Annotated in this window: 22 protein-coding genes; 1 reads left to right on the top strand and 21 read right to left on the bottom strand. The window is 51.3% G+C overall.

The genetic code is table 11. The features are described 5' to 3' along the window. Nucleotides 1–4: 4 nt before the first annotated feature. The 20 genes from nadA to pth form a co-directional block, all read right to left on the bottom strand. On the bottom strand, nucleotides 5–943 hold the full coding sequence (gene nadA / locus SNR34_RS00300) for a quinolinate synthase NadA (protein ID WP_236421320.1): 939 nt from the start codon (nucleotides 941–943) through the stop codon (nucleotides 5–7). Between the two features lie 300 nt (nucleotides 944–1,243). Next, nucleotides 1,244–3,292 carry an ATP-dependent zinc metalloprotease FtsH gene (ftsH, locus tag SNR34_RS00295; RefSeq protein WP_486180923.1) on the bottom strand — a complete coding sequence of 683 codons (2,049 nt, stop codon included), beginning with the start codon at nucleotides 3,290–3,292 and terminating at the stop codon, nucleotides 1,244–1,246. Between the two features lie 100 nt (nucleotides 3,293–3,392). After that, nucleotides 3,393–3,932 carry a hypoxanthine phosphoribosyltransferase gene (hpt, locus tag SNR34_RS00290; RefSeq protein ID WP_236421322.1) on the bottom strand — a complete coding sequence of 180 codons (540 nt, stop codon included), beginning with the start codon at nucleotides 3,930–3,932 and terminating at the stop codon, nucleotides 3,393–3,395. A 52-nt stretch (nucleotides 3,933–3,984) separates the two neighbouring features. Further along, nucleotides 3,985–5,403 (bottom strand): tRNA lysidine(34) synthetase TilS, encoded by a 1,419-nt coding sequence (gene tilS / locus SNR34_RS00285; protein WP_486182374.1) that lies wholly within the window; start codon nucleotides 5,401–5,403, stop codon nucleotides 3,985–3,987. A gap of 66 nt (nucleotides 5,404–5,469) precedes the next feature. Continuing rightward, a complete protein-coding gene (locus SNR34_RS00280; protein ID WP_236421324.1) occupies nucleotides 5,470–6,417 on the bottom strand; it encodes a serine/threonine protein kinase in 948 nt (315 codons plus the stop codon). Next, complete coding sequence (locus SNR34_RS00275; RefSeq protein ID WP_486180922.1) at nucleotides 6,401–7,153, bottom strand: vWA domain-containing protein; 753 nt, start codon at nucleotides 7,151–7,153, stop codon at nucleotides 6,401–6,403. Before SNR34_RS00275 ends, SNR34_RS00280 begins: the two co-directional genes overlap by 17 nt. 84 nt (nucleotides 7,154–7,237) lie before the next feature. Further along, on the bottom strand, nucleotides 7,238–9,742 hold the full coding sequence (gene spoIIE, locus SNR34_RS00270; RefSeq protein WP_486180921.1) for a stage II sporulation protein E: 2,505 nt from the start codon (nucleotides 9,740–9,742) through the stop codon (nucleotides 7,238–7,240). Between the two features lie 415 nt (nucleotides 9,743–10,157). Then, a complete protein-coding gene (locus tag SNR34_RS00265) occupies nucleotides 10,158–10,655 on the bottom strand; it encodes a S1 domain-containing RNA-binding protein (RefSeq protein ID WP_236421327.1) in 498 nt (165 codons plus the stop codon). A gap of 196 nt (nucleotides 10,656–10,851) precedes the next feature. Then, nucleotides 10,852–11,187 (bottom strand): FtsB family cell division protein, encoded by a 336-nt coding sequence (locus SNR34_RS00260; protein WP_236421328.1) that lies wholly within the window; start codon nucleotides 11,185–11,187, stop codon nucleotides 10,852–10,854. 12 nt (nucleotides 11,188–11,199) lie between these two features. Then, complete coding sequence (gene yabQ, locus SNR34_RS00255; RefSeq protein ID WP_236421329.1) at nucleotides 11,200–11,769, bottom strand: spore cortex biosynthesis protein YabQ; 570 nt, start codon at nucleotides 11,767–11,769, stop codon at nucleotides 11,200–11,202. Further along, nucleotides 11,766–12,050 (bottom strand): sporulation protein YabP, encoded by a 285-nt coding sequence (gene yabP / locus SNR34_RS00250; RefSeq protein WP_236421330.1) that lies wholly within the window; start codon nucleotides 12,048–12,050, stop codon nucleotides 11,766–11,768. The genes yabQ and yabP overlap by 4 nt, the downstream gene beginning before the upstream one ends. A 196-nt stretch (nucleotides 12,051–12,246) precedes the next feature. Continuing rightward, nucleotides 12,247–12,525 (bottom strand): RNA-binding S4 domain-containing protein, encoded by a 279-nt coding sequence (locus tag SNR34_RS00245; RefSeq protein WP_236421331.1) that lies wholly within the window; start codon nucleotides 12,523–12,525, stop codon nucleotides 12,247–12,249. Continuing rightward, entirely contained in the window at nucleotides 12,525–12,797 is a 273-nt protein-coding gene (locus SNR34_RS00240) for an HU family DNA-binding protein (protein WP_236421332.1), read from the bottom strand. The genes SNR34_RS00245 and SNR34_RS00240 overlap by 1 nt, the downstream gene beginning before the upstream one ends. Before the next feature lie 284 nt (nucleotides 12,798–13,081). Next, the gene (gene yabN / locus SNR34_RS00235; protein WP_343262697.1) at nucleotides 13,082–14,575 is read right to left on the bottom strand and encodes a bifunctional methyltransferase/pyrophosphohydrolase YabN; all 1,494 of its coding nucleotides are present in this window, start codon (nucleotides 14,573–14,575) and stop codon (nucleotides 13,082–13,084) included. Nucleotides 14,576–14,705: 130 nt separating this feature from the next. Beyond that, nucleotides 14,706–16,409: a putative polysaccharide biosynthesis protein gene (locus tag SNR34_RS00230; RefSeq protein ID WP_486180920.1), complete on the bottom strand. Its 1,704-nt coding sequence runs from the start codon at nucleotides 16,407–16,409 to the stop codon at nucleotides 14,706–14,708. A 134-nt stretch (nucleotides 16,410–16,543) separates the two neighbouring features. Then, nucleotides 16,544–17,086 carry a stage V sporulation protein T gene (gene spoVT / locus SNR34_RS00225; protein WP_236421335.1) on the bottom strand — a complete coding sequence of 181 codons (543 nt, stop codon included), beginning with the start codon at nucleotides 17,084–17,086 and terminating at the stop codon, nucleotides 16,544–16,546. A 270-nt stretch (nucleotides 17,087–17,356) separates the two neighbouring features. Continuing rightward, the gene (locus SNR34_RS00220; protein WP_236421336.1) at nucleotides 17,357–18,523 is read right to left on the bottom strand and encodes a peptidylprolyl isomerase; all 1,167 of its coding nucleotides are present in this window, start codon (nucleotides 18,521–18,523) and stop codon (nucleotides 17,357–17,359) included. Continuing rightward, on the bottom strand, nucleotides 18,507–22,034 hold the full coding sequence (mfd, locus tag SNR34_RS00215; RefSeq protein WP_236421337.1) for a transcription-repair coupling factor: 3,528 nt from the start codon (nucleotides 22,032–22,034) through the stop codon (nucleotides 18,507–18,509). Before mfd ends, SNR34_RS00220 begins: the two co-directional genes overlap by 17 nt. A gap of 270 nt (nucleotides 22,035–22,304) precedes the next feature. After that, on the bottom strand, nucleotides 22,305–22,535 hold the full coding sequence (gene fin / locus SNR34_RS00210) for an anti-sigma-F factor Fin (RefSeq protein WP_236421338.1): 231 nt from the start codon (nucleotides 22,533–22,535) through the stop codon (nucleotides 22,305–22,307). A 104-nt stretch (nucleotides 22,536–22,639) separates the two neighbouring features. Then, nucleotides 22,640–23,200, bottom strand: a complete 561-nt coding sequence (pth, locus tag SNR34_RS00205; RefSeq protein ID WP_236421339.1) for an aminoacyl-tRNA hydrolase — start codon at nucleotides 23,198–23,200, stop codon at nucleotides 22,640–22,642. A gap of 137 nt (nucleotides 23,201–23,337) precedes the next feature. Between pth and SNR34_RS00200 the strand changes: the two genes are divergently transcribed. Continuing rightward, on the top strand, nucleotides 23,338–23,538 hold the full coding sequence (locus SNR34_RS00200) for a hypothetical protein (protein WP_236421340.1): 201 nt from the start codon (nucleotides 23,338–23,340) through the stop codon (nucleotides 23,536–23,538). A 93-nt stretch (nucleotides 23,539–23,631) separates the two neighbouring features. Here the strand turns inward: SNR34_RS00200 and SNR34_RS00195 are convergent, their stop codons facing one another. Continuing rightward, nucleotides 23,632–24,585 carry a ribose-phosphate diphosphokinase gene (locus SNR34_RS00195; RefSeq protein WP_236421341.1) on the bottom strand — a complete coding sequence of 318 codons (954 nt, stop codon included), beginning with the start codon at nucleotides 24,583–24,585 and terminating at the stop codon, nucleotides 23,632–23,634. Nucleotides 24,586–24,629: the final 44 nt, after the last annotated feature.

The raw sequence follows: 24,629 nt of genomic DNA, 5'->3' as shown, positions 1-24,629 counted from the left end.
CACGCTACTTCACGAGTAACATGCGCTCTAGCGATTCTCTGGCTTTATCGGCAACGGCCGGCGGTACGTAAATTTGCGGTTTCATCGTTTCCAGGCATTTCACCAGTTTCTTTAGGTTGTTGACCTTCATGTTTGGACATACGAGGAATTTGGTCGCGAAATGAAATTGTTTATCCGGGCTGTCCAAACGAAGCTGGTAGCCTGTTCCGTCTTCGGTTCCTACGATGAATTCTTTGGCCGTAGAATTTTTGCAATATTCCAGAATGGCCGTTGTGCTGCCTACGAAATCCCCCATGGCCACAACTTCCGGGCGGCATTCCGGATGCACGACAAATTCGGCGTTCGGATACTTGGCTTTCATCTCCACAACATCTTTTACAGTCAGCATGTCATGTGTGTTGCAGTAACCTTCCCAAATAATCATTTTCTTGTCCGTGTGCTGCTGCACATAATGGCCCAGATTTTTGTCCGGCACCCAGATGATTTCGTCAGAATCGACAGATTGAATGACTCTGACCGCATTGGCTGATGTACAGCAAATATCGGTTTCTGCCTTGATTTCGGCGGAAGAGTTGATGTAAGTAACAACCTTGGCATTCGGATGCTGTGCTTTCAGCTTTCGCAACCCGTCCACATTCACCATATCTGCCATCGGGCAGCCGGCACGTTCGTCCGGGATGATAACCGTTTTGTTCGGCGCCAAAATCTTAGCGCTCTCCCCCATGAAGTGTACGCCGCAAAAAACAATGACATCGGCATCCGTCTGCGCTGCCTTCTGGGCAAGCAAGAACGAATCCCCACGAAAATCGGCGACCTCCTGTACCTCGTCACGTTGATAATAATGGGCAAGAATAATGGCGTTACGTTCTTTTTTCAACTGCAGCAGCCGCTCCCGCAGCTCCCGATTCATCTCAGCCTTGCGCTCTAATGCCAGAGCTTCCACCTGCGATCCTCTCCTTTATCAGGACAGCGCATAGCGCTGTGTTGTATAAGGTTGTGTACCGTAATTTTCGCTTGAGAAACGAATCACAAGCGGTTTAACACCTAATGTACACAACGTTCACGAGTCTGTCAATTAATGAAAACGCCACAGAATTGCCACGTATCGGCCCATTTCCTGCCCGGTTCGCGTCCTAGCTCTCCATTTGCGTTATCTTGATCCATTCATGTATTTTTGCAAAAAAAAGAGAGCCGGAAGGCTCTCTTTTTAATCCGCGCTAACAACGAGCGGTTATGATTATGCTTAGGATGTCGGCTTCGAACCACCATCGCTTGGATCGGTGTTATCGCCTTTATCCAGGTTCGGAGCTTCGTTGGGAACATCTCCGGCTGGTGTCTCAGGCACTACATCATCCTTGCCTTGAATACGAACGCGCACATCACCGATATTATCAATGATTGCCTCGCCGCTTTCATTAGGTGTACCTTCATTGCCATTGTCGCTGGCGGCTTTATTGCCCAGGGATCCTGTTTCAATCAATTGCTTGATTTGTTCCATCTCCAGGGTTTCTTCTTCCAGCAACGTTTGTGCAATCAGGTGAACTTCCTTCGAATGTTTCACGAGCAGGTCTTTACATTTCTCATAACATTCCGTGATGAAACGCTGCATCTCCTGATCGATCTCATAAGCGATGGAATCCGAGTAGTTTTGTTCGTGACCGATATCGCGACCAAGGAACACTTGCCCTTGCGAGCTGCCGAATTGCATTGGTCCCAATTTCTCGCTCATACCGTACTCCATTACCATGCTGCGAACAATACCTGTTGCTTGCTGGAAGTCGCTATATGCGCCAGTACCAATCTCGCCGATGAACAATTCCTCTGCTACACGGCCCCCCAGGAGACCCGTAACTTTGTCCAGAAGCTCTTGCTTGGTGACGAGCATGCGATCCTCTTTTGGCAACATGATGACGTATCCACCCGCGCGTCCACGCGGTATAATGGTCACTTTATGTACCATATCGGCATGTTCCAGGAAATAACCTACGATGGTATGACCCGCTTCGTGGTAAGCAACGATGCGTTTCTCGCGATCACTGATGACACGGCTTTTCTTCTCCGTACCAACGATGACACGGTCAATCGCTTCATCTACCTCGCGCATCGAAATATCTCTACGATTACGGCGTGCCGCAAGCAATGCCGCTTCGTTCAGGAGATTTTCCAGATCCGCACCGGAGAATCCGGTTGTACGCTTCGCGATCACATCCAGCTTCACATCTTTGGTGAGCGGTTTGTTACGGGAATGTACTTTCAGTACAGCTTCACGGCCTTTAACATCCGGACGATCTACCGTAATTTGACGGTCGAAGCGGCCTGGACGCAGCAACGCCGGGTCGAGAATGTCTGCACGGTTGGTTGCGGCAACGATAATGATGCCTTCGTTCGCCCCGAAACCGTCCATCTCAACGAGCAACTGGTTCAGCGTCTGCTCACGTTCATCGTGACCGCCGCCAAGTCCGGCACCACGTTGACGTCCCACGGCATCAATCTCGTCAATGAAGATGATACATGGTGCGTTTTTCTTTGCATTTTCAAACAAATCGCGTACACGGGAAGCACCGACACCGACGAACATTTCCACGAAATCGGAACCGGAAATGCTGAAGAACGGCACTCCTGCTTCACCCGCTACGGCACGCGCAAGCAAAGTTTTACCCGTACCCGGAGGACCTACAAGCAATACGCCTTTCGGAATCCGTGCGCCGACAGCCGCAAACTTGCGAGGATCCTTGAGGAAGTCAACGACCTCGACAAGCTCCTGCTTCTCTTCGTCCGCACCGGCAACATCTTCGAACGTGACCCGTTTCTTCTCTTCATTGTAGAGACGGGCACGGCTTTTACCAAAGTTCATTACTTTACCGCCGCCGCCTTGAGCCTGATTAAACAGGAAGAAGAACAGGAGGAACATAATGATCAAAGGAATAAAGGAGGTCAGCAATGTCAACCAAATGCTGTCACCTCTCATGGGCTCCTGATTAAACTCGAAATTATTGGTTTCGCTTGCCTTTACAAGCTCCCCAATCGCTTCGTCTGTAGGAGGAATGTACGTCGAGAAATTTTCTGATTTGGCTTCTGCTGGCTTGGTTCTGTAATGACCGGTTACCAGAAATGACTGTCCATCGAACTGAACCGTCAAATCTTTGACGTTATCGGCCTGAATCGCCGAACGCAACTGATCATATCTAGGATTATCGGTGGCTTCGCCGCCATTGCTGACGAATTGGACTATGCCCACCACAACTAAAAAAAGAATCAAATAAAAACCAGAATTCCGGATGAACCGATTCATCCCCTACCTCCTCTCGAGACACTTTATTTATTTTAACATAGCCCGATATGGCTTCTCAACAGAAGCAAAAAAGCCGCTCGGGGCTGGGGTCCAGCACAGATTAACTGGTGTAAACCTCTGGTTTCAAGATCCCGATATAAGGGAGGTTCCGATACTTCTCGGCGTAATCCAGACCGTAACCAACAATAAAGGCATCCGGAATGTCAAAGCCCGTATAATGCGCTTCCAGCTCGACCTTGCGGCCGGACGGCTTGTCAAAGAGTGTCACTACGCGAACCGATTTGGCTCCGCGGCCTTGCAGCAGTTCGATTAAATAACTGAGCGTAAGTCCGCTGTCGATGATATCTTCAACAATCAGGACCTCGCGTCCATCGACGGATACGTCCAAATCCTTGATGATTTTGACAACGCCGGACGATTTGGTTGAAGCGCCGTAGCTGGATACCGCCATGAAATCCATCTCCACGGGTACAGTAATGTTTTTAACCAAATCAGCCATAAATATAAACGCACCTTTGAGCACGCAAATGACCAAAGGATTGCGACCTGCATATTCGGCGCTCAATACTGCACCAAGTTCCTTCACCTTGTTTTGAATCTCTTCCTCGCTGATCAATACTTCCTGAATGTCGTTCTGCAACTGCGTGAACCTCCTAAGTTATACTATGAAAGCCTTACCTGAACCATAACCACTACCCCTGAATCGCTGAATCGCCTACAGTCATGTACAGAATGGCAGAAGTATCCTCCTTCACCGGAGCCAGACTGGACCGGCGCACGCCCGGCAACCAAATAATGTTGCCAGCACCGTCACATACCACAGGAATGCGTGGTCGGACAGAGGGAGGTACCTTTTCGTCGATGAAAATATTTTTCACCTTTTTGCTTCCGTTTAATCCCATGACCTTCATGGTATCTCCAGGTAACCGTGAACGCACAACGAGCGGCATGATCAGTTCGTCCGCATCAAATGCGGCCACGTCAGCCGATTCGGGTGCAAGGTAGTCCTTGGGGCTCAGGGGGAATAACCGCAGTTGACGATTAATCTCCATGAGCGAAAGCTCGCAAACTCCGCTCCATCGCTCGAGACGATACTCATAAGATTGATCCTGTACTTCATTCCGTACGCCAAAGGAAATATTCTCGTATTCCCGAGTACAGACAAAGGTTTGTCCCAGATCCAGACTCCAGGTCGTCGAATCGTTCTCCGTGACCTTGCGCCGAATGGTTTCGATCCGGGTAAAGTCGACAAAATCACTGTCCAAAGGCAGATAATTCAATATTAGTTTAATCAACCTCCGTTGTAAAGCGACATGTAACTTCAAAAAGGAAGGCAACTCAAAGGTCTGCCTTCCGCCGTTCTTCTGCACTAGACAGCTGTATGCGTCGAGTGCACCCTGCCCCATGAATTCGTCTTCATCGCCCACGATTTCGGCAAGACGATTCAAAGACGGCGTGATCTGTCCGTTAAATTGCTCCAAGAAAGGGAGCACATCCAGACGGATGGCATTCCGTGTATATTTTCGGTTGGTGTTCGACTCGTCGTTCACATACGGGAAACCTTGTGTATTACAAGCTTCTACAAGGTCCGTCTTGTTTATACGAAGGCATGGCCGAATTAGTTCCACATTTTTTTCGCGACGTTTAAACCTCATGCCGGCCAGGCCGGAAAGCCCGGAGCCGCGCAATAAATGAAGCAAAACCGTCTCCGCCTGGTCATCGGCATGGTGAGCCAGCGCAATGCTGGATGCATCGTATTTGCGTGCGACCTCATGCAAAAAGGCATAGCGACGGTCGCGTGCAGCTTCCTGCGAACCCAAGCCTGTAAGCTTCATATATGAAGGAATATCGGCTTTGATCCACTCGAAGGCAATCCCTAACCGACCCGCCAATTCTTTGACCATCTCGGCTTCCTGGTCCGATGCTTTTCGGAACCCGTGATGCACATGTGCACAGATCAGTTCAAGGGGCGTATGGCGGGTGCTGATTTCATGCATGATATGCAAAAAGGCCACCGAGTCCGGTCCGCCGGACACCGCAACGACGATCCGATCCCCGGAAACCCATAACCGATGCTCTTCTGCTGCTTCCATCACAGTCTTCACCAACATGTCCCAGCCTAAAGCTTCCATCCCTGCTTCCTCTTTCCTTGCGTTATGTATATGCACTCGCATCAGTCAGTTCAGGAGTGCATAGATGAGCGCCACAATAAGTATAATGATAGAAATGGCAAATGCGCTTTTAAGCCAGCCCGGCGTCGCACCTCTGGACGAACGGCGGAGCTTGGACGGCCGCGCCATCATCTCTTTCCAGCCGCGAATCGCTTGCTCCGCATCGGTGAACTGTCCCCGCAAGGCTTGGACAGTCCAGCTCTGGAGCGGCTTCATCCGCTCGCTGCGCATGACCAGGGCAACGAGTTGATTGACGCTCCGCAATTGCGGCAACCCCTCTGCTGCCAGCCTTTTTAATTCTTCTCCCTCCAACACATGAATGAGCAATAAAGCAAATGCAAAAATATCATAAGTCCCGTCAGCAGCACGGCTCCCTGCATTCCAGAATCCGCGATCATACCATTCGGTAAATTGTTTGACGCTGCGCCCCATCGATGTTACACCGCCGTAATCAATCAGTTCAACTTGGCCGTAATCGGTTACGAGCACGTTCTGCGGTTTGAGGTCTCCGAACACCCATCCGGCCTGATGCAGTTGGGACAGCTTCTGCAGCAACCGCAGACCGACAACGATTGTCCACTCCGTTCCCTGGCGTCGTATAAAGTGATGAAATGCCTCGCCGCGAACGTAACGCATCACGTAGAAGGGGATATCCCGTCCCTCAACGGAGTAATCGTCAACCTCTTTTAAATAAGAAGGAATGCCGCTCTGTTGCAAGGCCTCGTGCTTGCGTTGCAGTTGAAACGATTTGAGCACGTTGACTTCCGATTGCAGATCTACCGGATCGAACCCCATTTTGAGTGCATAATGTTTCCCGTTTTCCCGCCGCTGGACAAGAAAAACGATGCCGTTGGCCCCCTTGCCCAGCAGCTTCCGGACGGTATAACGGCTTCGATTCCATTTTCCCGTAATGACGGTGCCCGGCGGGAAAGAAGCATCAGACAACGTTGTCACCGAGCATCCCTTCTCTTTCAATGCGATAGTTCCCTTCTATTTCCTGCTGTTCCTCCAGTGTACCATAACGATAAAAATCAATCACCCTCTGAATCGCGGGTCCCGTGGGCGTCGCGCCTTTCATTTGCAGACGTCCAAACAGCGACTTCACGCTGCCAGGATCGTCCGTCCAGTCTATATCCATCACGGCCTCTTCACCGCTGTGCCGGCCGGGAAAGTGAAATACCGCAAGCCGGCTCTTTCCAACCCTCGCCTGCAAGCTTAGCATCAAGTCGCGGATGCCTTCTTCCACGGCAGGCAGCTTGGGCTTCATGCTTGCACTGACATCGATCATCAGCACAACCTGCAGCGGAGCGGTTTCCGTCATGTTATCCATAACTTCAACAACCTGCGCCCGCTGCGCAGGCGCAAGATCGGTCACGCTTTTAGGCGAGTTTTCTCCGAAAATCTGCGTGAGCTCGCGGTTAACGGCCTGTTGGATCGTCTGTACCACCGTTTTTCTGGTCATCATCTGCATCGTTTGGGCCAGCTGTCTGGTGCCCACGATCTGACTGATCCCTCCCCCTGCTCTGGCAATGTCTTCGATTTCTCGGCTTCCGAGTTCTCCAATCGTGCCATAATCGATAACCCCGACCACATTCACAGTTATGCCTTCTTCATGCGCCTCAGCCGCAGCAAGCACAGGACTTGTGCCCACATTGGAACAACCGTCGGTAATCAATAGAATTTGCTTCATCCGATATCCCTCCGTTTCGTTACTCTTCAATTCTATGACTAGCATTGCCAGATTGAAGAGATTTCAAACAAGAGGGAACGGGCTTCAACTTACGGTGCGCGGCCGTTCCATCCGGCTAATTCCGGGGACCCGCAATGTGGCCCACTCCGGATGGTAGTGCTCTACCTTGGCAACGATCACGGTCATGTCGTCATAAATCTCATGCTGCTGGTATCGGATCACGCTCTCCAACAGGCAGTCCGCCACTTCCTGCGGGTCTTCGCTGCTCACCTCCTGAATCAGGCGTTTGATCCACAGTTCTTTGTTCACGGCATAACCGGGTGCATCATAAATGCCGTCTGTCATCATGATCAAAATATCGCCGGGCTGGAGCTGTACGGTCACCAGATCGACCTCGATATCTTTGATGATGCCAATCGGGAGATTGCTGGCCGACACTTGAATGACCTCGTGTCCCCTTTTAATAAAACTCGGCGTTGAGCCGATCTTCATGAAGGTGGTTTCGGCCGAATACTCGTCAATGAGCGCCATATCGACAGTAGCATACATTTCTTCAGGGGAGCGCAGCATCAGAATGGAATTCACCGATTTGATCGCCAGTTTTTCATCCATCCCGGATTGCAGCAGCTGCTCCAATATATTTAAAGCCGCACTGCTCTCCATCCGTGCCCGCTCACCATTGCCCATGCCATCGCTGAGGGCTACCGCGAACGTGCCGTTCCCCATCTCCACCGTGCTGAAACTATCGCCGGAAAACAGATCCCCGCCTTTGGCTGCGGCGGCCACTCCAGTCGTAATCTCAAACGTTTTGGCTGACCCGAAGGTGACGGTAGCCAGCCCCTGTTTAGGATCGGTCATCGTTTCATGCAGGACGGCAATGTGCTCGTCCAGCACCTCCGAAATGAGCGGAGCAATCATTTTGCGGCATTCGTCAAACCCCCGCGTGTAGGCGTGGACAATTTCAATTTCCACATTGCCTGCCTCCAGACTAATGATCTCGATGGAATGAATCGACAGGCCGAATGATTCCAGCGCTTCCCGAATTTGTTCCTCCTGCTGCACCATCTCCTCGCTTTCCCGCTGAATCTCCCTCGCCAGATCCTCCATCACCTGGGATACGCCCGACAACTGCTCGGCAACAAGCTGACGGCTGTCCATGATCTGCCGCTTCCACTGCAAATCATGCTGATACAGTCCATATTGGGCACGCATAACTTCAAGCACTTCCTCCGGTTTGGCACAGATCCGGTTCCATCCCACCGGAATCTGCTCTGCCGTCATCTCGGGGTTGGCCTCAATCGAACTCATCACGTCAGTCATATACCTATAGGTTTGAATGAACTTGGCGTCCCAGCATTGGGAACGTTTGAAGCAGGACGCGCAGGTGCCCTCCGCAACAGCATTCATAAAATGCTCCATACCACCCTCATTTTTCACGGCTTCGCCCGCCCCTGACATCTGGTCGAAGCTTCGGGACAACTGGCGGAACACTTGCGAGAAGCGGGCAACCCGCTCTGCCGTCACGTCGCGAATGCGTTTGGCATACTCATGCTGTGACTTCGTGTGGTCTTGCGTACCTGGCACATATCTGGATATGGCGGCCATAATGCTTTTGGGGGTAAGTATGAACAAGGCGATGGCTGCACAGGTTTCCCATAACGAATTCATTACGTCATTAGGCCCGCCAAGGTAGATAGACAGAATAGATGAGCCGAGCAGCATGCCGAGTATAACGCCCGGGCGTTTCCCCTCCCGCAGCATCCCGGCCAGCATCCCGGCAAAGGCGAGCAAACTCATCTGATAGATGGCGCTCATATCAGCCAGGCTCAAGATCAGGCCGGTTATGACCCCGACCGAAGCTCCCAAGGGCGCTCCGCCTACCAAAGCAAAGATCAAAATTAGGTATCGCGATAACATATGTTCCACGGAGAGAGATTGTATCGTCCATCCTACGGCGCCTGTCATGACGGAAGCGAGCAGAATGATCAAGCAAAGGATCTCCTCGCTTTTCAAGTTAAGCTTTTTTTTGCGGAACGTGAAGAGTGGAATCGCTTGTATGAACACAAGGGTAAGCACGAAACTGAGCACCGAATCCAGCGTCAGCATCATCATGGCATACCAGCTGAACGAAGGGCCGATCACGACGGCAAACAGCTTGACCAGAAAAGTGGTCATGAACACCATGGCCGGCGCATAGGATAATTCAGCGCGATCATATGTGGACAAACCTTTGTAGAGCAGCAGGAAAATGGCAATTTCGGCCGCAACGATCAGCACAACCGGGAAGGGCGCGAAGAAGCTGCCTGCCAGCAAAGCAATGCCCACCGGGATGACATAGTCTTTCCGCATAAACGCAATGACGGCAAAATACGCGATGGCAAAGGGGGACAGTTCATTCAGAATCATCGCCTTCCCGAGTAAAAAACCCATCGCAGTGAGCAGCATTACCCACTTCCGTGCAGCAACGAACTGGACCGCCTTGCGGGAGCTGAACCATTGCTTGATTCTTCCGGACAGATCCTCCCACGCCTTCGTACGTTCTTTCCCTGCTTTCCATCCCGGAAATTGAATGACATTCCACTTTTCCATATCCCAAGGCACCCCATTCGTATGTTTTCAATTCCATCTCATTGGTACCGATTATAGATAGAATGAAAGACATAGTTTGTCACAATAACTGGACAGGCCATAAAAAATTTACGACAAAAGACTCGGCGATTGCGCGGTGCGGCAGAACCCCGTCCCTATGCTTGCTTCGCCGATTTTTGCTCCTCCATCCAAGGGAGGCGATTGTCTGATTTTGAATCGTTTCTGTTCCAAGCGCTGCAGCATTCAAACAAAATACCTGCGGAATGCCATGGAATGCTGTCGGTAAAAAATGGTAGACGACAAATGTTCTTATTTACTGCCTGGGCAGCTGCAAAAATCGCAAAGAACGCTAAAAAGCCGCCAGCCCGAGGGCTAACGGCTTTGAACGTATATATTTTAAATCAGGTTGAACAGATTAGACACGTTTAGCTCCGCGACCTCCGCGTTTGCCTTCCGTGTTCTTCTTGAGCGAAGAGATCCGTTCCTCGCTATCTTTCAGGAAGCGTGACATTTTATCCTCAAATGAAGGTTTGCCTGCTGCGGGCTTGAAGGAACGTCCTCCGCGGTCACGGTTGAAACCACCTCCGCCGCCGCCACCGAAACGTTCGCGATCTCCTCCACTGCGTTCCGGTCTAGGACCTCTCGGGGGTCTCGACTGCGTCTGTTGCTCAACCGGTTTGTCAACAGCCTGCTTGATTGAAAGTCCGATCTTTCCGTCTTTGTCAACGTTGATGACCTTCACTGTAACCACGTCATTAAGCTTCAGGTGGTCGTTGACATCTTTGACGTAATTGTCGGCGATTTCCGAGATGTGAACGAGACCCGTGACACCTCCTGACAGATCCACAAATGCTCCAAAATGCGTGATGCCTGTCACCTTGCCCTCTAACTTGGTGCCCACTTCAATTGCCATAGAATAAAATGATCCTCCCTTAAAAATATACAACCCGATTTTTGGATGCAAAAATCAATGCTGTGCTAAACTGATTATACCTTATGCCTCAAACCAAGGTCAACTGAGCTGCTCCCTATAATAGAGCCTATTTTTTCCGGATTCGATGACCCTGGAACCGTATCGAGCGCCTATCCCTTCGTATGGACCAAACTCGTCAGTTTCCTGAGCCCTCTACCTTAATCGGCGTTTCTTCAGGGAGGTAATACCCTTTTTTACGTGCCAGCTGTCCTATGTATTCAGGGTCCTTCAACCGGCTGACTTCATACTTCAACTGATCCAGCTTTTTCAACGTCTCTTCCTGGGATGCCTGTTGAGCGGCCAGTCGAGAGCTCTTGTCCGAAATCTGTGCGTTCTGTACGAAGAACGTATAGAGTGCCCAGATGGTGAATAAAACAACAAAAACCATCCATAACATCAACCTTCTTCGTGAAGCAGCAGATTTCCCCTGGCCTGTTGGAGCGGCGGTTCGCCCCAAGGTTGTTCTGCCCATATACGGACCTCCTTAAAACCAGCGTTTCCATATCGCTGCAACCCTTGTCCACGCCTGAATCATCCAGCGCGGCGTTACCCAATGCTTCAGCAGCGGCCTGAACATCCAGCGAAGCAGCTTTCCGAAAGGCACCAAGCATTGTAATACGAGCTTGCCCACAAAAAGGAGAATCGCCAGTATAAATCCCAACAACACGCGCACTAGCTTATATACCCCTTTGGCGGGCATGACGACAAGGACGTTAAGGATATGTCCACACCAATGAATCAGCGTTCTTGCGAGTTTAATTAACATTACCACAAAACGTTGGGTTGTAACACTTAAAAGCCAAAAATAGAAGCAAACCCCCACAATCAGCCCCAAAAAGACATAAAAACGCAGCTGCCCATGGTTGCCGGCGTACAGCATCCGAAAAACGAACAGCGCCGAAGCGATCCAATACAACAGATCGAGCGTGTGGACGCTCCATCTCGGAAATCGTAGTTGCCCGCATAACACCCGGTAACTGTCATAGGCCACTCCCATTACGGCTCCCGAAAGGACCATCCACACCAAAGTGATCCATTGAGTATCCGGACTCATCGGAACATCTTGCCGAACAAGCCCTTGCCGTTTTTGGTCTGGGAACCGGGGTCCAGATACTGGAGTGAACTCACTGTACCTTCTATGGACAGCAAACCTTCCTCCAAGTTCAGGTTTTTGATATGTAAATTATGTCCGCGGATGGTCAAATGTCCAAGTTCAGTTTGAAGCAAAAACTCCTCGCTGTCAAAACTCTCCACATTCGAAACACCTGTCAGATCCAACAGCTTTCGATTTTGCATGTTCACATGATGCTGCTTTGGCTTACCGTACTCAACCATGGCATGTACCCCTCCTTCTACACCTAGCTTATGGAGCAGAAGAAAGGAATAGAACCTTGGGTACTAACAGAAACAAAATAGAATTGTCGCTGAACGAAAAGCCAAAAGGGCTGCCCCTCGTCAATTGCATGACTTACGGGACAGCCCTATGTCGATGGTTTTGCAGAAAGATGCTGCAAGGCATCCCAGGCGAATGTTACCAGTTCAGCCCGTTATCCTTTGCGATCGGCTCTTCCTTAACCAAGGTATAGAGGCTGGTCGCCTCCTCCTTCTTGGTGCTCTCCGCAAGTCGCTCTACCTTTACCGTGACCAGTTTCTGACCGAACTGAACCGTCAGCTCATCGCCTACCTTAACGGCAGCGCTTGGCTTGGCTTCTCGTCCATTGATCAGCACGCGTCCCTGTTCGGAAACGTCTTTGGCCACCGTGCGGCGTTTGATCAGCCTTGAGACCTTCAGGAATTTATCAAGACGCATTATTTTACAGCTTCTTTAAGCTTGTTGCCCGCTTTGAATGCAGGAACAATGGACTCAGGAATAACGATTTCATTCCCTGTTTGCGGGTTGCGGCCAGTGCGGCCGGAACGTTTGCGGGTTTCGAAAGTGCCAAAGCCGATCAATTGTACTTTGTCTCCGCTAGCAAGTGCGTCTGTAATTTCGCCCAAAAAGCCGTTCAGTACAGCTTCGACGTCTTTTTTAGTCAATCCGCTTTTCGTGGAAATGTTGTTGATCAGGTCTGTTTTGTTCATCTTTTAGAAGCCTCCCAAATTGAAAAAAAAGTATCTGCGAATGCGCTGCAGCATATAAGCCGCACCTTGATTCGCGCAAGGTTACTACACATGTATTCTGGCTTCGGCTTCGAATTCCTGCCTTCGGCGACGACTTTTTTTAACAATCGCCACACCAATTCGCCAAAGACCGTCAAGTCCAATACCCTAAACCGATCCATGCCAATCAACATTATACGGGATTTCAAATCCAGCGTCATTCATCTAAGATGGATTTCTAAGAACGAATGTACCGACCGCTCCGTTTACAAGCCTCTTTGCTTGGCCTCCTGCCAGTATCTTTCCATCTCCTCAACATTGCTCTCTGCAGGGGTTTTCCCCTGCTCGCGCAACCGGGTTTCGATGTAGTGGAAACGCTTCGTGAACTTCCGGTTGGTTGCAGCCAGCGCTTCTTCAGGATCAGCATCGATGAAACGTGCCACATTGGCAGTGGCAAATAAAAGATCGCCGAGCTCCAGCTTGCGTTGTTCGTCGGAGTGATTCTGTTGTACGGCTTCCTTCAGCTCAGCCAGCTCCTCTTCGATTTTGGCAAATACGCCATCGACATCGTCCCAGTCAAAGCCGACTTTGGCTGCTTTTTTCTGCAGCTTGTATCCTTTCATCAGGGCAGGCAGGTCGGGCGGTATGCCGTCCAGAACAGAGGCTGCCTTCAGGTCCTGGCCTTTGCGGCGTTTCTCTTCTGCTTTCATCTGTTCCCAATTCTGCAGCGCTTCATGCGCATCGCTGGCCTGATTTTCGCCAAAAACATGCGGATGCCTGAAAATAAGCTTGTCGTTCAACCCTTCAATGACATCGTACACGTTAAAAGTGCCGACCTCCTCCTCCATTTGGGAGTGCAGCATGATCTGCAGCAGCAGGTCGCCGAGCTCTTCCTTCATGTGGTCCGGATCGTCCTCGTCTATCGTTTCGATGACCTCGTACGTTTCTTCGATCAGGTTTTTGCGGATGCTCTGATGCGTTTGCTCCTGATCCCACGGACATCCGCCAGGGCTGCGAAGAATGTTCACGATCTCGTGCAGGCGGGCAAATGAGCGGCGGCGCAAATGATCTTCCGTATTTCTTGGCACATAGATCAGCGACAGATTCCCATATCCTTCGACCCGATCGAGATCATGCAGCGGCACTTTCCGGATGATTTCCTGATCCTGCACGCCCAGCGCATGACCGACATAGACCGGATACTCATCCGGATACACTTCCATCAGGCACAATTTCACGTCGGAAGCGGTGAACGTGTCATACACTTGTCCGATCAGCGTATGCAGTTGGGGCTGAATCAACTCCGGACTCAAGCTGCTTGCATCAAGCAGCTGGAACCCTTCAATCGGATCAAAACCGAGGCGGATGAACGCTTCGTCCAGAAAACTCTCTCCGCCCATCACCCGCAGCGATATTCCCTTGTCCGGACAGCGCTCCTTCAACAGCCGCACGCTGGCTTCGGCAACCATGGGATGCCCTGGAACGGCATATACGATTTCGCTTCCGCCTTCACCTTGACATGCAGCTTCGATAAGCCGGTTCGCAATCTCGTCATACACTTCCGGAAAAGAAGCCTTCGATTCATAGATGGAATCGAACGACGTCATCTTGAGCCCTTCCTGCCTGAGATCGTCCAGAACAGGGTGATCCAGCGTGCGGACGTACAGAACGGCCGCCTGCTTCATTTTTTTCACGATTCCTATCGTCAGTTGATCGGCATCTCCCGAACCCAGGCCAACCACCGTTAATGCTGCGCTCATGCACAAACCTCCGTATCTTGCGTCCCGCTCTTTCGAACCGGGCGTCGCATCATGATTACTCGTATTATACCAGAATCTGCCGCTCGCCTGTAAATGGCGCTCATGCAGGCTGTGCAGCATGAGCGGGTGACTAGCGCAGAATACGCAGTCTGCGCAAGATCGCGGCCAGGCGAGCGCCCACTTTCGGAACGGACGCCAGCTCTGCGGCGGTAAGCAGCCCGGTTCGCGCCGCGGCCAGCACAAACACGGCTATGCCTGCGGCCATGCCCAGCAGGCTGATGCCCATCGCGGCCAGCCTGCGATCGGCCGCGATGCCCACGCCGCCGAGCACCGCTTCGGCGGCCCAGGCGGCGACCGCCGCCGCTGCGCCCATGGCGGCGATCACCAGCGCCGGCTTCGCCAGGGCGGCGCCGATGGCCGGGCGCATGCCGCTTCGCCGCGCCAGCAGCGCCACGTTCAGGCCGGCCGCCAGCATGTAGGCGGCCGCGCCTGCCAGTGCCGCGCCGCTGATGCCCAGCGCCGGCACGAGCAGCACGTTCAGCAGCGCCTTGACGCCTGCGGCGGCAAGCATGCTGAACGCTGGTGCGCGCACGGCGCCGAGGCCTTGCAGCAGCGCCGCCGCGATAATGCTGACGGTGCTGCCCGCGGCCGTCAGCGCCATGTACCGCAAAGCTTCCGTGCCTGCGGCATCCCCGTACAACATGCGGTTGATCGGCTCCGCCAGCACCGCAAGCCCAGCGGATGCTGCCAGGCCGATGAGCCAAAACCAGCGCAGCGCCATGCCCGCTTGCTGTCTTACGGCTTCCGGCCCACCCTTCAGCCGGGCTTCGGCCATCGCCGGGATGAACAGCACCGATAGTGACGTGGCCAGCATCGTCACCATCTGCACGAGCGGCAGGCCGCGATTGTAAATACCGAAATCGACCATGACCCCGATTTCGTCCAATCCTTCGCGCTGAAGCAGCCGCGGCACAGTGAACGTGTCCACAAGGTTCATGAGGGGAACGGCCAACGAACCGAGACAAACCGGAATCGCGTAAGCCATTAACATACGAACCCACTCGGCATTGCTGCGTTTGCCTGCTGCCCCGGTTGTCTCCATCTGCCCTTGTACGGGGTCCTCCTTCCATCGTCCTGTCCTGCTCCATGTACCCGTCGGTCCGCTCTGGTCCGCAGCCTTCAGGCGATGGCGATGGCGATACCAGAAATACAGCATAACCAACAGTCCAGCGATGCCGCCCGCTGCCGATCCGAGCATCGCACCTGCGGCAATCGTCTCCAGCGAGGCTTCTTTCCTTAACAGCCATAACAAAAGAACAATCATGACCGTCACCCGAACCGTTTGCTCCAAGACTTGGGATACGGCCGTAGGCACCATTTGCTGCAGTCCCTGAAAGTAACCTCGCAGTCCTGTCATCAGAGGCACAAAGAGCAACGCAAGCGAGGCGGTACGTATTGATGCTGCTACATGGCTGTTTCCGATAATCTTTGCCAGAAGGGGTGCTCCCGCATACATCAGGGCAGCCATGACCAATCCGATTCCCCCGAGCAAGGCGGAGGACAGGCGGGCAACTCTCCGTCCTTCTTCCGGTCTCCCCAATGCATTTTCTTCAGCCACGAACTTGGAGACCGCAGCAGGCAATCCAGCCGCTGCAATCGTGATGAGCATCATATAGAACGGGTACACCGTGTTATAAATGCCGAAAACACCGTCGCCCCCCAAGTTTTGCAGCGGAATCTTCTGAAAAGCTCCGATGACTTTCGACATAATGGCCGCCAGCGCGAGCACAAACGCACCCTGCAGCAACCTCGAAGCCGTAGATGGCTGTCCCATAATCTCCTCCTGCACCATTTCCGATCAAGAATAACAAGCATATGCTTGTATTATACCTCCCGATCGGTGCGCAGACGAATAAAATAGAAAAACTCCTGTTCGCCAAAGCAGGCTTCAGGAGTTGACTAAGTAATTTATTGTTCCATTTGTTTGCCAAGAAACCCTGCGGCCGTCTCAGCCATCTTCACTTCCAACTGGGACATTTTCACGGATTCGTCCTTGTTGAACAAAATGACGGTTCCAATCGGGTCTCCACCCGAAATGATCGGTGCGATGACAAAGGATGATAACGTCTCGTCATGATCCTTGCTGATTTCGTAAGAGCCGCTTCCTGTTTCCAGAATGGTCTTCCGGTTCTCCATGCAATTTTCGACCATCTGGCCGACCTGCTTGTCCAAATATTCTTTCTTGGAGCCTCCGGCTACAGTGATGATCGTATCACGGTCCGAAATCAGAGTGACGTGGCCTGTGCTTTCATACAGCGATTCAGCATATTCCTTGGCAAAGTCCCCAAGCTCGCCGATCGGTGAGTATTTTTTCAAAATGACTTCTCCGTCGCGATCCACGAAAATTTCCAGCGGGTCACCTTCGCGAATCCGTAACGTACGGCGAATTTCCTTCGGAATGACCACGCGGCCGAGGTCATCAATACGGCGAACAATACCAGTAGCTTTCATTTCACATGTTGCCCCACTTTCTCGAGAAGATTTTTAAACTACTGTTCGTTAATGGGCAGAGGAGAATCCCAGAACGTGATTTGTAATATCTTGACCATAGTATTCATCTGTTCCCATTTCCTTATACATGCCTTGGGGGATATCGTTGTGCTTACCAGACAAAAGGTGACTTTATGCCTATTCTTCCCCGATCAGACAGCAAAAAAGCAAGGGCGGGCCAAAAGGCCTCCCTCGCTTTCATAACTTGTCCACCCACTGGTGTATTGGCTCTTACTTGCTGCCGGATTCCGTGCTTTCGCTTTTTGCATCTGTTCCAGTCGTGCCTTGATCCGTTTTGGAATCGGTGCTGCTTGTACCGTCGGTTTTCGTTTCGCCGGCTTTATCGCCTTCCTTGCTTGTTCCTGCATCGGTTCCAGTGCCCGTTGTTCCGCTTTCCGTCTTGCCTTCTTCGCTCGTTTCGGACTTAGGCAGTTTTACTTCTTTGACGATCTTATCCAGTTCATCCGACATGAACTTGTCGATCTCGGTAGCGGCCAGCTGGCTCTTCAGGCTCTCTTTTTGCTCATCCGTCAATTTGGCATAATCTGCTTCCGTGCGCGCTTCTACCTTCATGATGTGATAACCGTACTCGGTTTCGATCGGATCGCTGATTTTGTTGAGCGGCAGCGTTTTGGCAGCCTCTTTGAAGGCTTCTACCCAATTGCCGACAGGCACGTTTTCATACAGGCCGCCTTTCTCCGCGGAACCCGGGTCTTCGGAATATTCTTTCGCCACTTTGGCGAAATCATCGCCGGCATCCAGTTTCGCTTTTACTTCTTTGGCCAATTTCAACGCGTCTTCTTTTTTGCGTTCTTTTTGCGTATCCGGATCCGTGAAATTGATCAGAACGTGACGAACGGTTGCCGTCGTGTATTGATCTTTGTTCGTTTCGAACTCGGATTTGATCTGGTCTTCGGTTACACCCGTTTCCTTGTCCTTGATGACCGTCATGATGCGAGTCATGTAATCCTTGATGTTTTGGTCGGTCAAGTTTTGTGCCTTGGTCATTTCGGTCCATTGATCGGCTGCGACCTGAGCTTTCATTTTGTCAAACTGCTCGGTCGCCGCCTTGGCGCCTGCCGTCTTTGCTTCTTCGCTTGCCTTGTTGCTCAGGTATTCATAAGCGACTTCCTGACGTACCAGAAAGTCCTTGAAGTCGTCCATGTCCATCATTTGTGCGTATTCCGGATACAGGAATTTCATTACCCGTTGTTCCATATCGAATTCATTGGCGGTAATGGTACCGCCCTCGTAGCTTGCCACAACAGCGCTCGTATCCTTCGGATCGTTCGTGCTTTCAGCATCCTTTTTGCCGCATGCGGCAAGCAAGGACAGGGAAAGTACTGCAACCATGCTGACGGACAGCACTTTCCTCACGTTTTTATACTTTAGTAACATTCTTTGGTTCCCCCTTTGATTTAAAAGCACTTTGTAAGGACTCCATAAACTTCTCGACCAGTTCCATCAATTGCTTGTCCTCGAGACCTTTGCCTTTGACATGGACCAGCATGTGGCTCCCTTGCTCAAATTGTACACGTCTTTCGAACTGATTTCCAATGTTCGCGATTTTGGACAGTTCAAAGGCATGTTCACGGCCTTCATAGAATTTGATGGTCAAGTCATCGCCACGGCGGGTTATGGACTCAATGCCGTAGGTTTTTCCATACACTTTAAGTCTCGCTACAGCCATGAGGTTAATAACCGCCTCCGGAAGATCGCCGAATCGGTCTACCAACTCGTCTTCCAACTCCATCGCGTCCTCAAAGGAGGAAATTACCGCTACTTTTTTGTAAATCTCTATTTTTTGAATGCTGTCGTAAATATAATCGGACGGCAAATACGCGTCAATGCTGAGATCAAGCGTCGTATTCCACTGATCGGAAGGCACTGGTGCTTCGCCCAACATAGTTACCTTGCGTTTGTTGATCTCCTCAGCAAGCATCTGGGAGTACAGATCGAAACCGACGGATGCGATAAAGCCGTGCTGCTCCGCACCGAGCAGATTGCCCGCCCCGCGGATCGACAAGTCGCGCATCGCGATTTTGAAGCCGGAGCCCAGTTCCGTAAACTCTTTAATGGATTGCAGGCGTTTTTCCGCCACCTCGGTCAACACTTTATCCCGCTGATACGTAAAATAAGCATACGCAATCCGGTTGGAGCGCCCTACACGTCCGCGCAGCTGATAGAGCTGGGATAATCCCATCTTATCGGCATCGTGAACGATTAACGTATTGACGTTCGGAATATCTACGCCTGTTTCGATGATGCTTGTGCTGACGAGTACGTCATATTCGCCATCCAGGAAGTCCAGAATGGTTTTCTCCAGCTCCGTTTCCGACATCTGTCCATGGCCTACGCCAACCTTTGCTTCCGGCACCAGGTCGGATATCTCTGCTGCCTTTTCGTGAATGCCCTGAACCCGATTGTACAAATAATACACCTGCCCTCCCCGGGCAAGCTCGCGTTCGATGGCTTCACGCACCAATGTCTGGCTGTGTTCGACGACATACGTCTGCACAGGGAAACGGTTCTCCGGCGGTGTTTCGATGACCGACAAATCCCGTACGCCCAGCATCGACATGTGCAGGGTACGCGGAATCGGCGTCGCCGTTAACGTCAGCACGTCCACGTTGGTTTTCAATTTTTTGAGCTTTTCCTTATGGGTAACGCCAAAGCGCTGCTCTTCGTCGACGATCAGCAATCCGAGATCCTTGAATACCAAATCCTGAGACAACAGCCGGTGCGTACCGATTACGATATCCACCGTTCCGGCCTTGATGCCTTTGGCTGTCTCGTTCTGTTCCTTGCGGGAACGGAATCGGCTGAGCACCTGAATGTTGAAAGGATATTCGCCGAAACGTTCGCGAAACGTCTCGTAATGCTGCTGCGCCAAAATCGTTGTGGGCACAAGTACAGCAACTTGTTTTCCCTCGATGGCAGCTTTGAAGGCAGCACGAATGGCGACCTCTGTTTTGCCGTATCCGACGTCACCACACAATAGGCGGTCCATAGGCCGATTCTGTTCCATATCCTTTTTGATTTCCTCGATGGCACGAATCTGATCCCGTGTCTCGTCATAAGGGAACATGGCCTCGAATTCCTGCTGCTCCGGCGTGTCTTTGTCGAAGCCATATCCTTGGGACGTTTGGCGCTCGGCGTACAGCTTGATCAGATCATCCGCAATATCCTGAACGGAGGAACGGACCTTGTTTTTTACGCGCGTCCACTCGTTGCCGCCCAGCTTGTAGATTTTCGGTTCCTTCTCTTCGGAACCGACGTATTTCTGAATCAGGTCGATCTGCTCGATTGGCACGGACAACTTGTCTCCGCCGGCATACAAAATGTGCATGTAGTCCTTATGAATGCCCGCAACCTCTAACGTTCCGATCCCCAGATATTTACCGATACCATGGTTCTGGTGCACGACATAATCGCCGACCTTCAGTTCGCTGTAGGATTTGATCCGCTCCGCATTGTCGACATTGCGGCTGGATTTGCGAACTTTGCGCTGTTTCTGCGAAAACATCTCGCCTTCCGTGACCACAGCCAGGTGAATCGATGGCAGCTCAAAGCCGGTTTGCAGATTTCCGATCAGCATTTCCGGCTCAGGAATTTCATAATCCGCAAGCACGCGCCGCATGCGCTCCAATCGTTCCTCGCCGCTCGCGAGCATGACAACGCGAACCCCTGCTTTATGCCAACGCTCCATTTCGGCCTTGAGCACGTTCATCTGTCCATGGAAATCCTGCATGCCGCGACTGATAAAGTTGAGGATGTTTTGCGGCTGCGTATGCGGTACCTGACGCAAAAAGATTGACATGAAGAGCGTCTGGAACGGACGTTCATATATCAAATCATCCCCGTCCGCGGACAGATGCAGATCCGGCAGCGTTTTACCGTTTTGCATCAAATGCAGATTCCACTCGGACTCGTCCCGCTCCAACTGTTTCGAAGTCTCTCCCAGCCTTGCAGGTTCATCCAGCACAAGGAGCGTATCCTCAGGCAAGTAATCATAAATCGTTTTGTGCTCCGGATAGAGCGGGGATATATATTTATATATTTCATCAAAATAGACATGTTCTCGCAGCAGCTCAATCTCGCGATGAATCTCTTCGCGCAGGCGCAGCTTGGCCTGCCGGTCCGTCACCTTCTCCAGCTGTTTCTCCAGCATAAGTGCAGCCGTGTCGGCCGCCCGTTCCATCCGATCGCCGTCGGCGATCAACTCTCTGCATGGCAGCACCGTGATTTCGCCAATACGTTCGATCGAGCGCTGGTCCGCTGGATCAAATGTCCGGATGGAATCAATTTCGTCGTCGAACAGTTCTACCCGGTATGCAACGGAGGACGTCACCGGGTAGAAATCAATGATTCCGCCGCGGACGCTCATCTCTCCTCGTGATTCAACCCGTTCTACCCGCTGATACCCGAGCTTCACCATCTCCAGCAGGAAGGCATCAAGCTCCAGCGTTTCTCCCTGTTTTAGCGTGATTCGGGCGCTGGCCATGACTTCTGGAGTCGGTACATATCTGCGTACCCCCGAAAACGGGATGACAACGACCCCTCGAAAGCCTTGGGCACACTGAACGAGCACGTCAATACGCTGACCCAACGTTTCCGGACTGGAAACGGCGGCTTCAGCGGCAACAAGCTCATTGGCGGGGTATAGAAGCACGCGCTCTGGTGAAAGCGCTTCCTGTAAATCTTCTGCAATTTTTTGTGCGGAAAACATATTATGCGTAACGACGAGCAATGGCCGGTTCATCTCTTCATGAAGTGCAGCCAGCATGATCTGCCGTGCTGATCCGGACAACCCCGAAACCAGCTGCTCCTTCATTCCGGACTCAATACCGGCAGTGATGGACCCAAAGTCCGGATCTTTGGAAAAAGCCTGTATAAGTGCTTGTAACAAAAGGGGCACCTCTCTTATAACTTACTTAATGATGTACGCAGCCAAGCGTTCTTTTAACATTTGGATAACATTGCCTTTTTCTCCTGTTCCATCATAAGGGATTTGCCGTTTCTTTGCCACAATCCGTTTGATGCGGATTCCCTATTGTGGGGGAGAGACTGTTTTTACCCAAACCGAAAAGAAGCCTCAGCAGGCTGCCAAGGCTATAAAGGTGGAGCATTTCGCTGCCGCCATCATCTGTAATCGGTTGATTGCTGCTGCCCAGCTCCGCTACTGAAGCGGGTTGGCCAGCAAACTGAGCTCGGGATTGGAGTCCAGAGCTTCTTTGCAATAATCGCAAGTAATCCGGACGGTAATGTCACCACCGGAATTATACGCTATTATATCCCTCCGCTCGTCGGGGGTCAAGAAATGAAAACCGAGCTGCGTCTCCGTGATTCGAGCCGAATCGATCCGTCCAATAAAGGTGCGGCAATGCCTGCACACATAATTCACTGACATATCTATGCCTCCTGCACGTGGTTTATACGTTCAGCATACCCCATTCGGACCGATTTCAACCTGGAAACAATCTGTCTTTGTTCTCGCTAATGCTTCAGAGCGGTTTAGCCATTGAATTTCGCCATCGTTTGTTCAAACGTATGGTCCAGACTGAACTCCAGCGCATTGCAGGTCTGCTCAATCGTCTGTTCAAGCGCTTCTTTTTCTTTTTTCATAAACGTCGACAATACATAATCCACGATGGCATGTCCAGGTTCGGGACGGGATATTCCCATACGCACCCGGTTGAATTGCTGCGTGCCCACATGTTGGATGATCGACTTGATTCCGTTATGTCCGCCTGCGCTTCCTTGATACCGCAATCGCACTTTGCCGATCTCCGTATCCATGTCATCATACGCCACAATCATGTCCTCAAGGCTGACTTTGAAGAAGTCCATGTATGCACGTACCGATTCACCCGAAAGATTCATGTAGGTCATCGGCTTGATCAGCACCGTTTTTACTCCATTGATATTCCCTTCTCCAATCAGCGCTTTGCATTTGTTCTGCGTGATGGAAATGCCGTGGCGCTCCGCCAGGCGATCCAGCGCCATAAAACCGATGTTGTGCCTCGTTTTGGCATAATTCGAGCCCGGGTTTCCGAGTCCGACAATCCATTTCATTGTATTCCCTCCTTCGGGTAACCAACATATAGCATAGACTTCGATTGATATATTACATATAATATCAGGAAAGTGAACTTCCAATTTGCTGTAACTTTCACAGCCTAATTTCATCGACTCAGGAAGGTGAGCGGGTTTTGCGCGAAGACAATGGACAACTGACTCAGCATCATGATTTCATCTATCATCTGGAATCTCGTACCCCTGTGCAGGTATATGACCGCGATACCCACGTAGAAATCGGTGTGATTACACGTTTCGACCATCAATTTGTCGAAATTGCCGACACGCTGTTCCATCGGCGCCGGTTTCGTTTTATTTCCCGCCCCGGTTATTGATCGGGGTTTATTTTTATTAGCACGCCGACAGGGGTTACATTTTCCATTGAACTGGAAAACGTAACCCCTCACTTCTAGATGATGCAGACAGCCTTATTCTATTTCAAATAGTTTGCTAATGGACAGTTCCTCATGAACCCGGATGATCGCTTCACCAAGCAAAGGTGCAACAGACAGCACTCTCAGCTTGCTCGTCGGATTGGCATGCGTAATTGGAATGGTATCCGTCACGATGACCTCTTTCAGCGGTGCGTTTTCCAAACGCTCCATCGCAGGACCCGACAATACCGGATGCGTACAGCATGCATATACTTCTTTCACGCCGCCTTCCATCAAAGCATTTGCCCCCAGCACAATGGTTCCTGCCGTATCGATGATATCGTCGATCAGGATCGCCGTTTTCCCTTCAATGTTACCGATGATGTTCATGACTTCGCTGACGTTCGGCTCCGGACGGCGTTTATCAATAATCGCAAGCGGTGCGTTCAAGAAGTCAGCCAGCTTGCGCGCGCGAACCACACCGCCATGGTCAGGCGAGACAACAACGGGATTTTCGATCTGTTTCGAACGGAAATACTGTGCCAGAATCGGCACGCCGAGCAAATGATCGACGGGAATATCGAAAAATCCTTGGATCTGCATGGCATGCAAGTCCATGGCAATGACGCGGGTAGCCCCTGCTTTTTCGATCAAATTCGCCACCAGTTTCGCCGTGATTGGATCACGGGAACGAGCCTTGCGATCTTGACGTGCATATCCGTAATACGGAATGACAACGTTGATCGTTTTGGCGGAAGCCCGTTTCAACGCATCGATCATCACGAGCATTTCCATCAAATTGTCATTCACTGGCGCACAAGTAGACTGCACGATATATACATGACAGCCGCGCACGCTCTCGGAGAGTTTTACTTGAATCTCGCCGTCACTGAAACTGGTCGTGTGAGATTCGCCCATAGGAATTCCGATATAATCCGCGATTTGATGGGCAAGCTTTGGGTTAGAATTACAAGTGAATATTTTCAATTTCGAATCAAAATAAGTCATAAAATAAAAACCCTCCGTGCTGGTTCATTGGAATCTGTAAGCGT

Source organism: Paenibacillus sp. XP01 (genome assembly GCF_057364885.1).
This window is presented reverse-complemented; position numbering and strand designations above follow the sequence as displayed.

Coding starts and splice junctions, on each gene's coding strand:
- ftsH (WP_486180923.1), bottom strand. CDS start 3,292: ATGAATCGGTTCATCCGGAATTCTGGTTTTTATTTGATTCTTTTTTTA.
- tilS (WP_486182374.1), bottom strand. CDS start 5,403: ATGTTGGTGAAGACTGTGATGGAAGCAGCAGAAGAGCATCGGTTATGG.
- SNR34_RS00275 (WP_486180922.1), bottom strand. CDS start 7,153: ATGAAGCAAATTCTATTGATTACCGACGGTTGTTCCAATGTGGGCACA.
- spoIIE (WP_486180921.1), bottom strand. CDS start 9,742: ATGGAAAAGTGGAATGTCATTCAATTTCCGGGATGGAAAGCAGGGAAA.
- SNR34_RS00265 (WP_236421327.1), bottom strand. CDS start 10,655: ATGGCAATTGAAGTGGGCACCAAGTTAGAGGGCAAGGTGACAGGCATC.
- SNR34_RS00260 (WP_236421328.1), bottom strand. CDS start 11,187: ATGGGCAGAACAACCTTGGGGCGAACCGCCGCTCCAACAGGCCAGGGG.
- yabQ (WP_236421329.1), bottom strand. CDS start 11,769: ATGAGTCCGGATACTCAATGGATCACTTTGGTGTGGATGGTCCTTTCG.
- yabP (WP_236421330.1), bottom strand. CDS start 12,050: ATGGTTGAGTACGGTAAGCCAAAGCAGCATCATGTGAACATGCAAAAT.
- SNR34_RS00245 (WP_236421331.1), bottom strand. CDS start 12,525: ATGCGTCTTGATAAATTCCTGAAGGTCTCAAGGCTGATCAAACGCCGC.
- SNR34_RS00240 (WP_236421332.1), bottom strand. CDS start 12,797: ATGAACAAAACAGACCTGATCAACAACATTTCCACGAAAAGCGGATTG.
- yabN (WP_343262697.1), bottom strand. CDS start 14,575: ATGAGCGCAGCATTAACGGTGGTTGGCCTGGGTTCGGGAGATGCCGAT.
- SNR34_RS00230 (WP_486180920.1), bottom strand. CDS start 16,409: ATGGGACAGCCATCTACGGCTTCGAGGTTGCTGCAGGGTGCGTTTGTG.
- spoVT (WP_236421335.1), bottom strand. CDS start 17,086: ATGAAAGCTACTGGTATTGTTCGCCGTATTGATGACCTCGGCCGCGTG.
- SNR34_RS00220 (WP_236421336.1), bottom strand. CDS start 18,523: ATGTTACTAAAGTATAAAAACGTGAGGAAAGTGCTGTCCGTCAGCATG.
- fin (WP_236421338.1), bottom strand. CDS start 22,535: ATGTCAGTGAATTATGTGTGCAGGCATTGCCGCACCTTTATTGGACGG.
- pth (WP_236421339.1), bottom strand. CDS start 23,200: ATGAAATGGATTGTCGGACTCGGAAACCCGGGCTCGAATTATGCCAAA.
- SNR34_RS00195 (WP_236421341.1), bottom strand. CDS start 24,585: ATGACTTATTTTGATTCGAAATTGAAAATATTCACTTGTAATTCTAAC.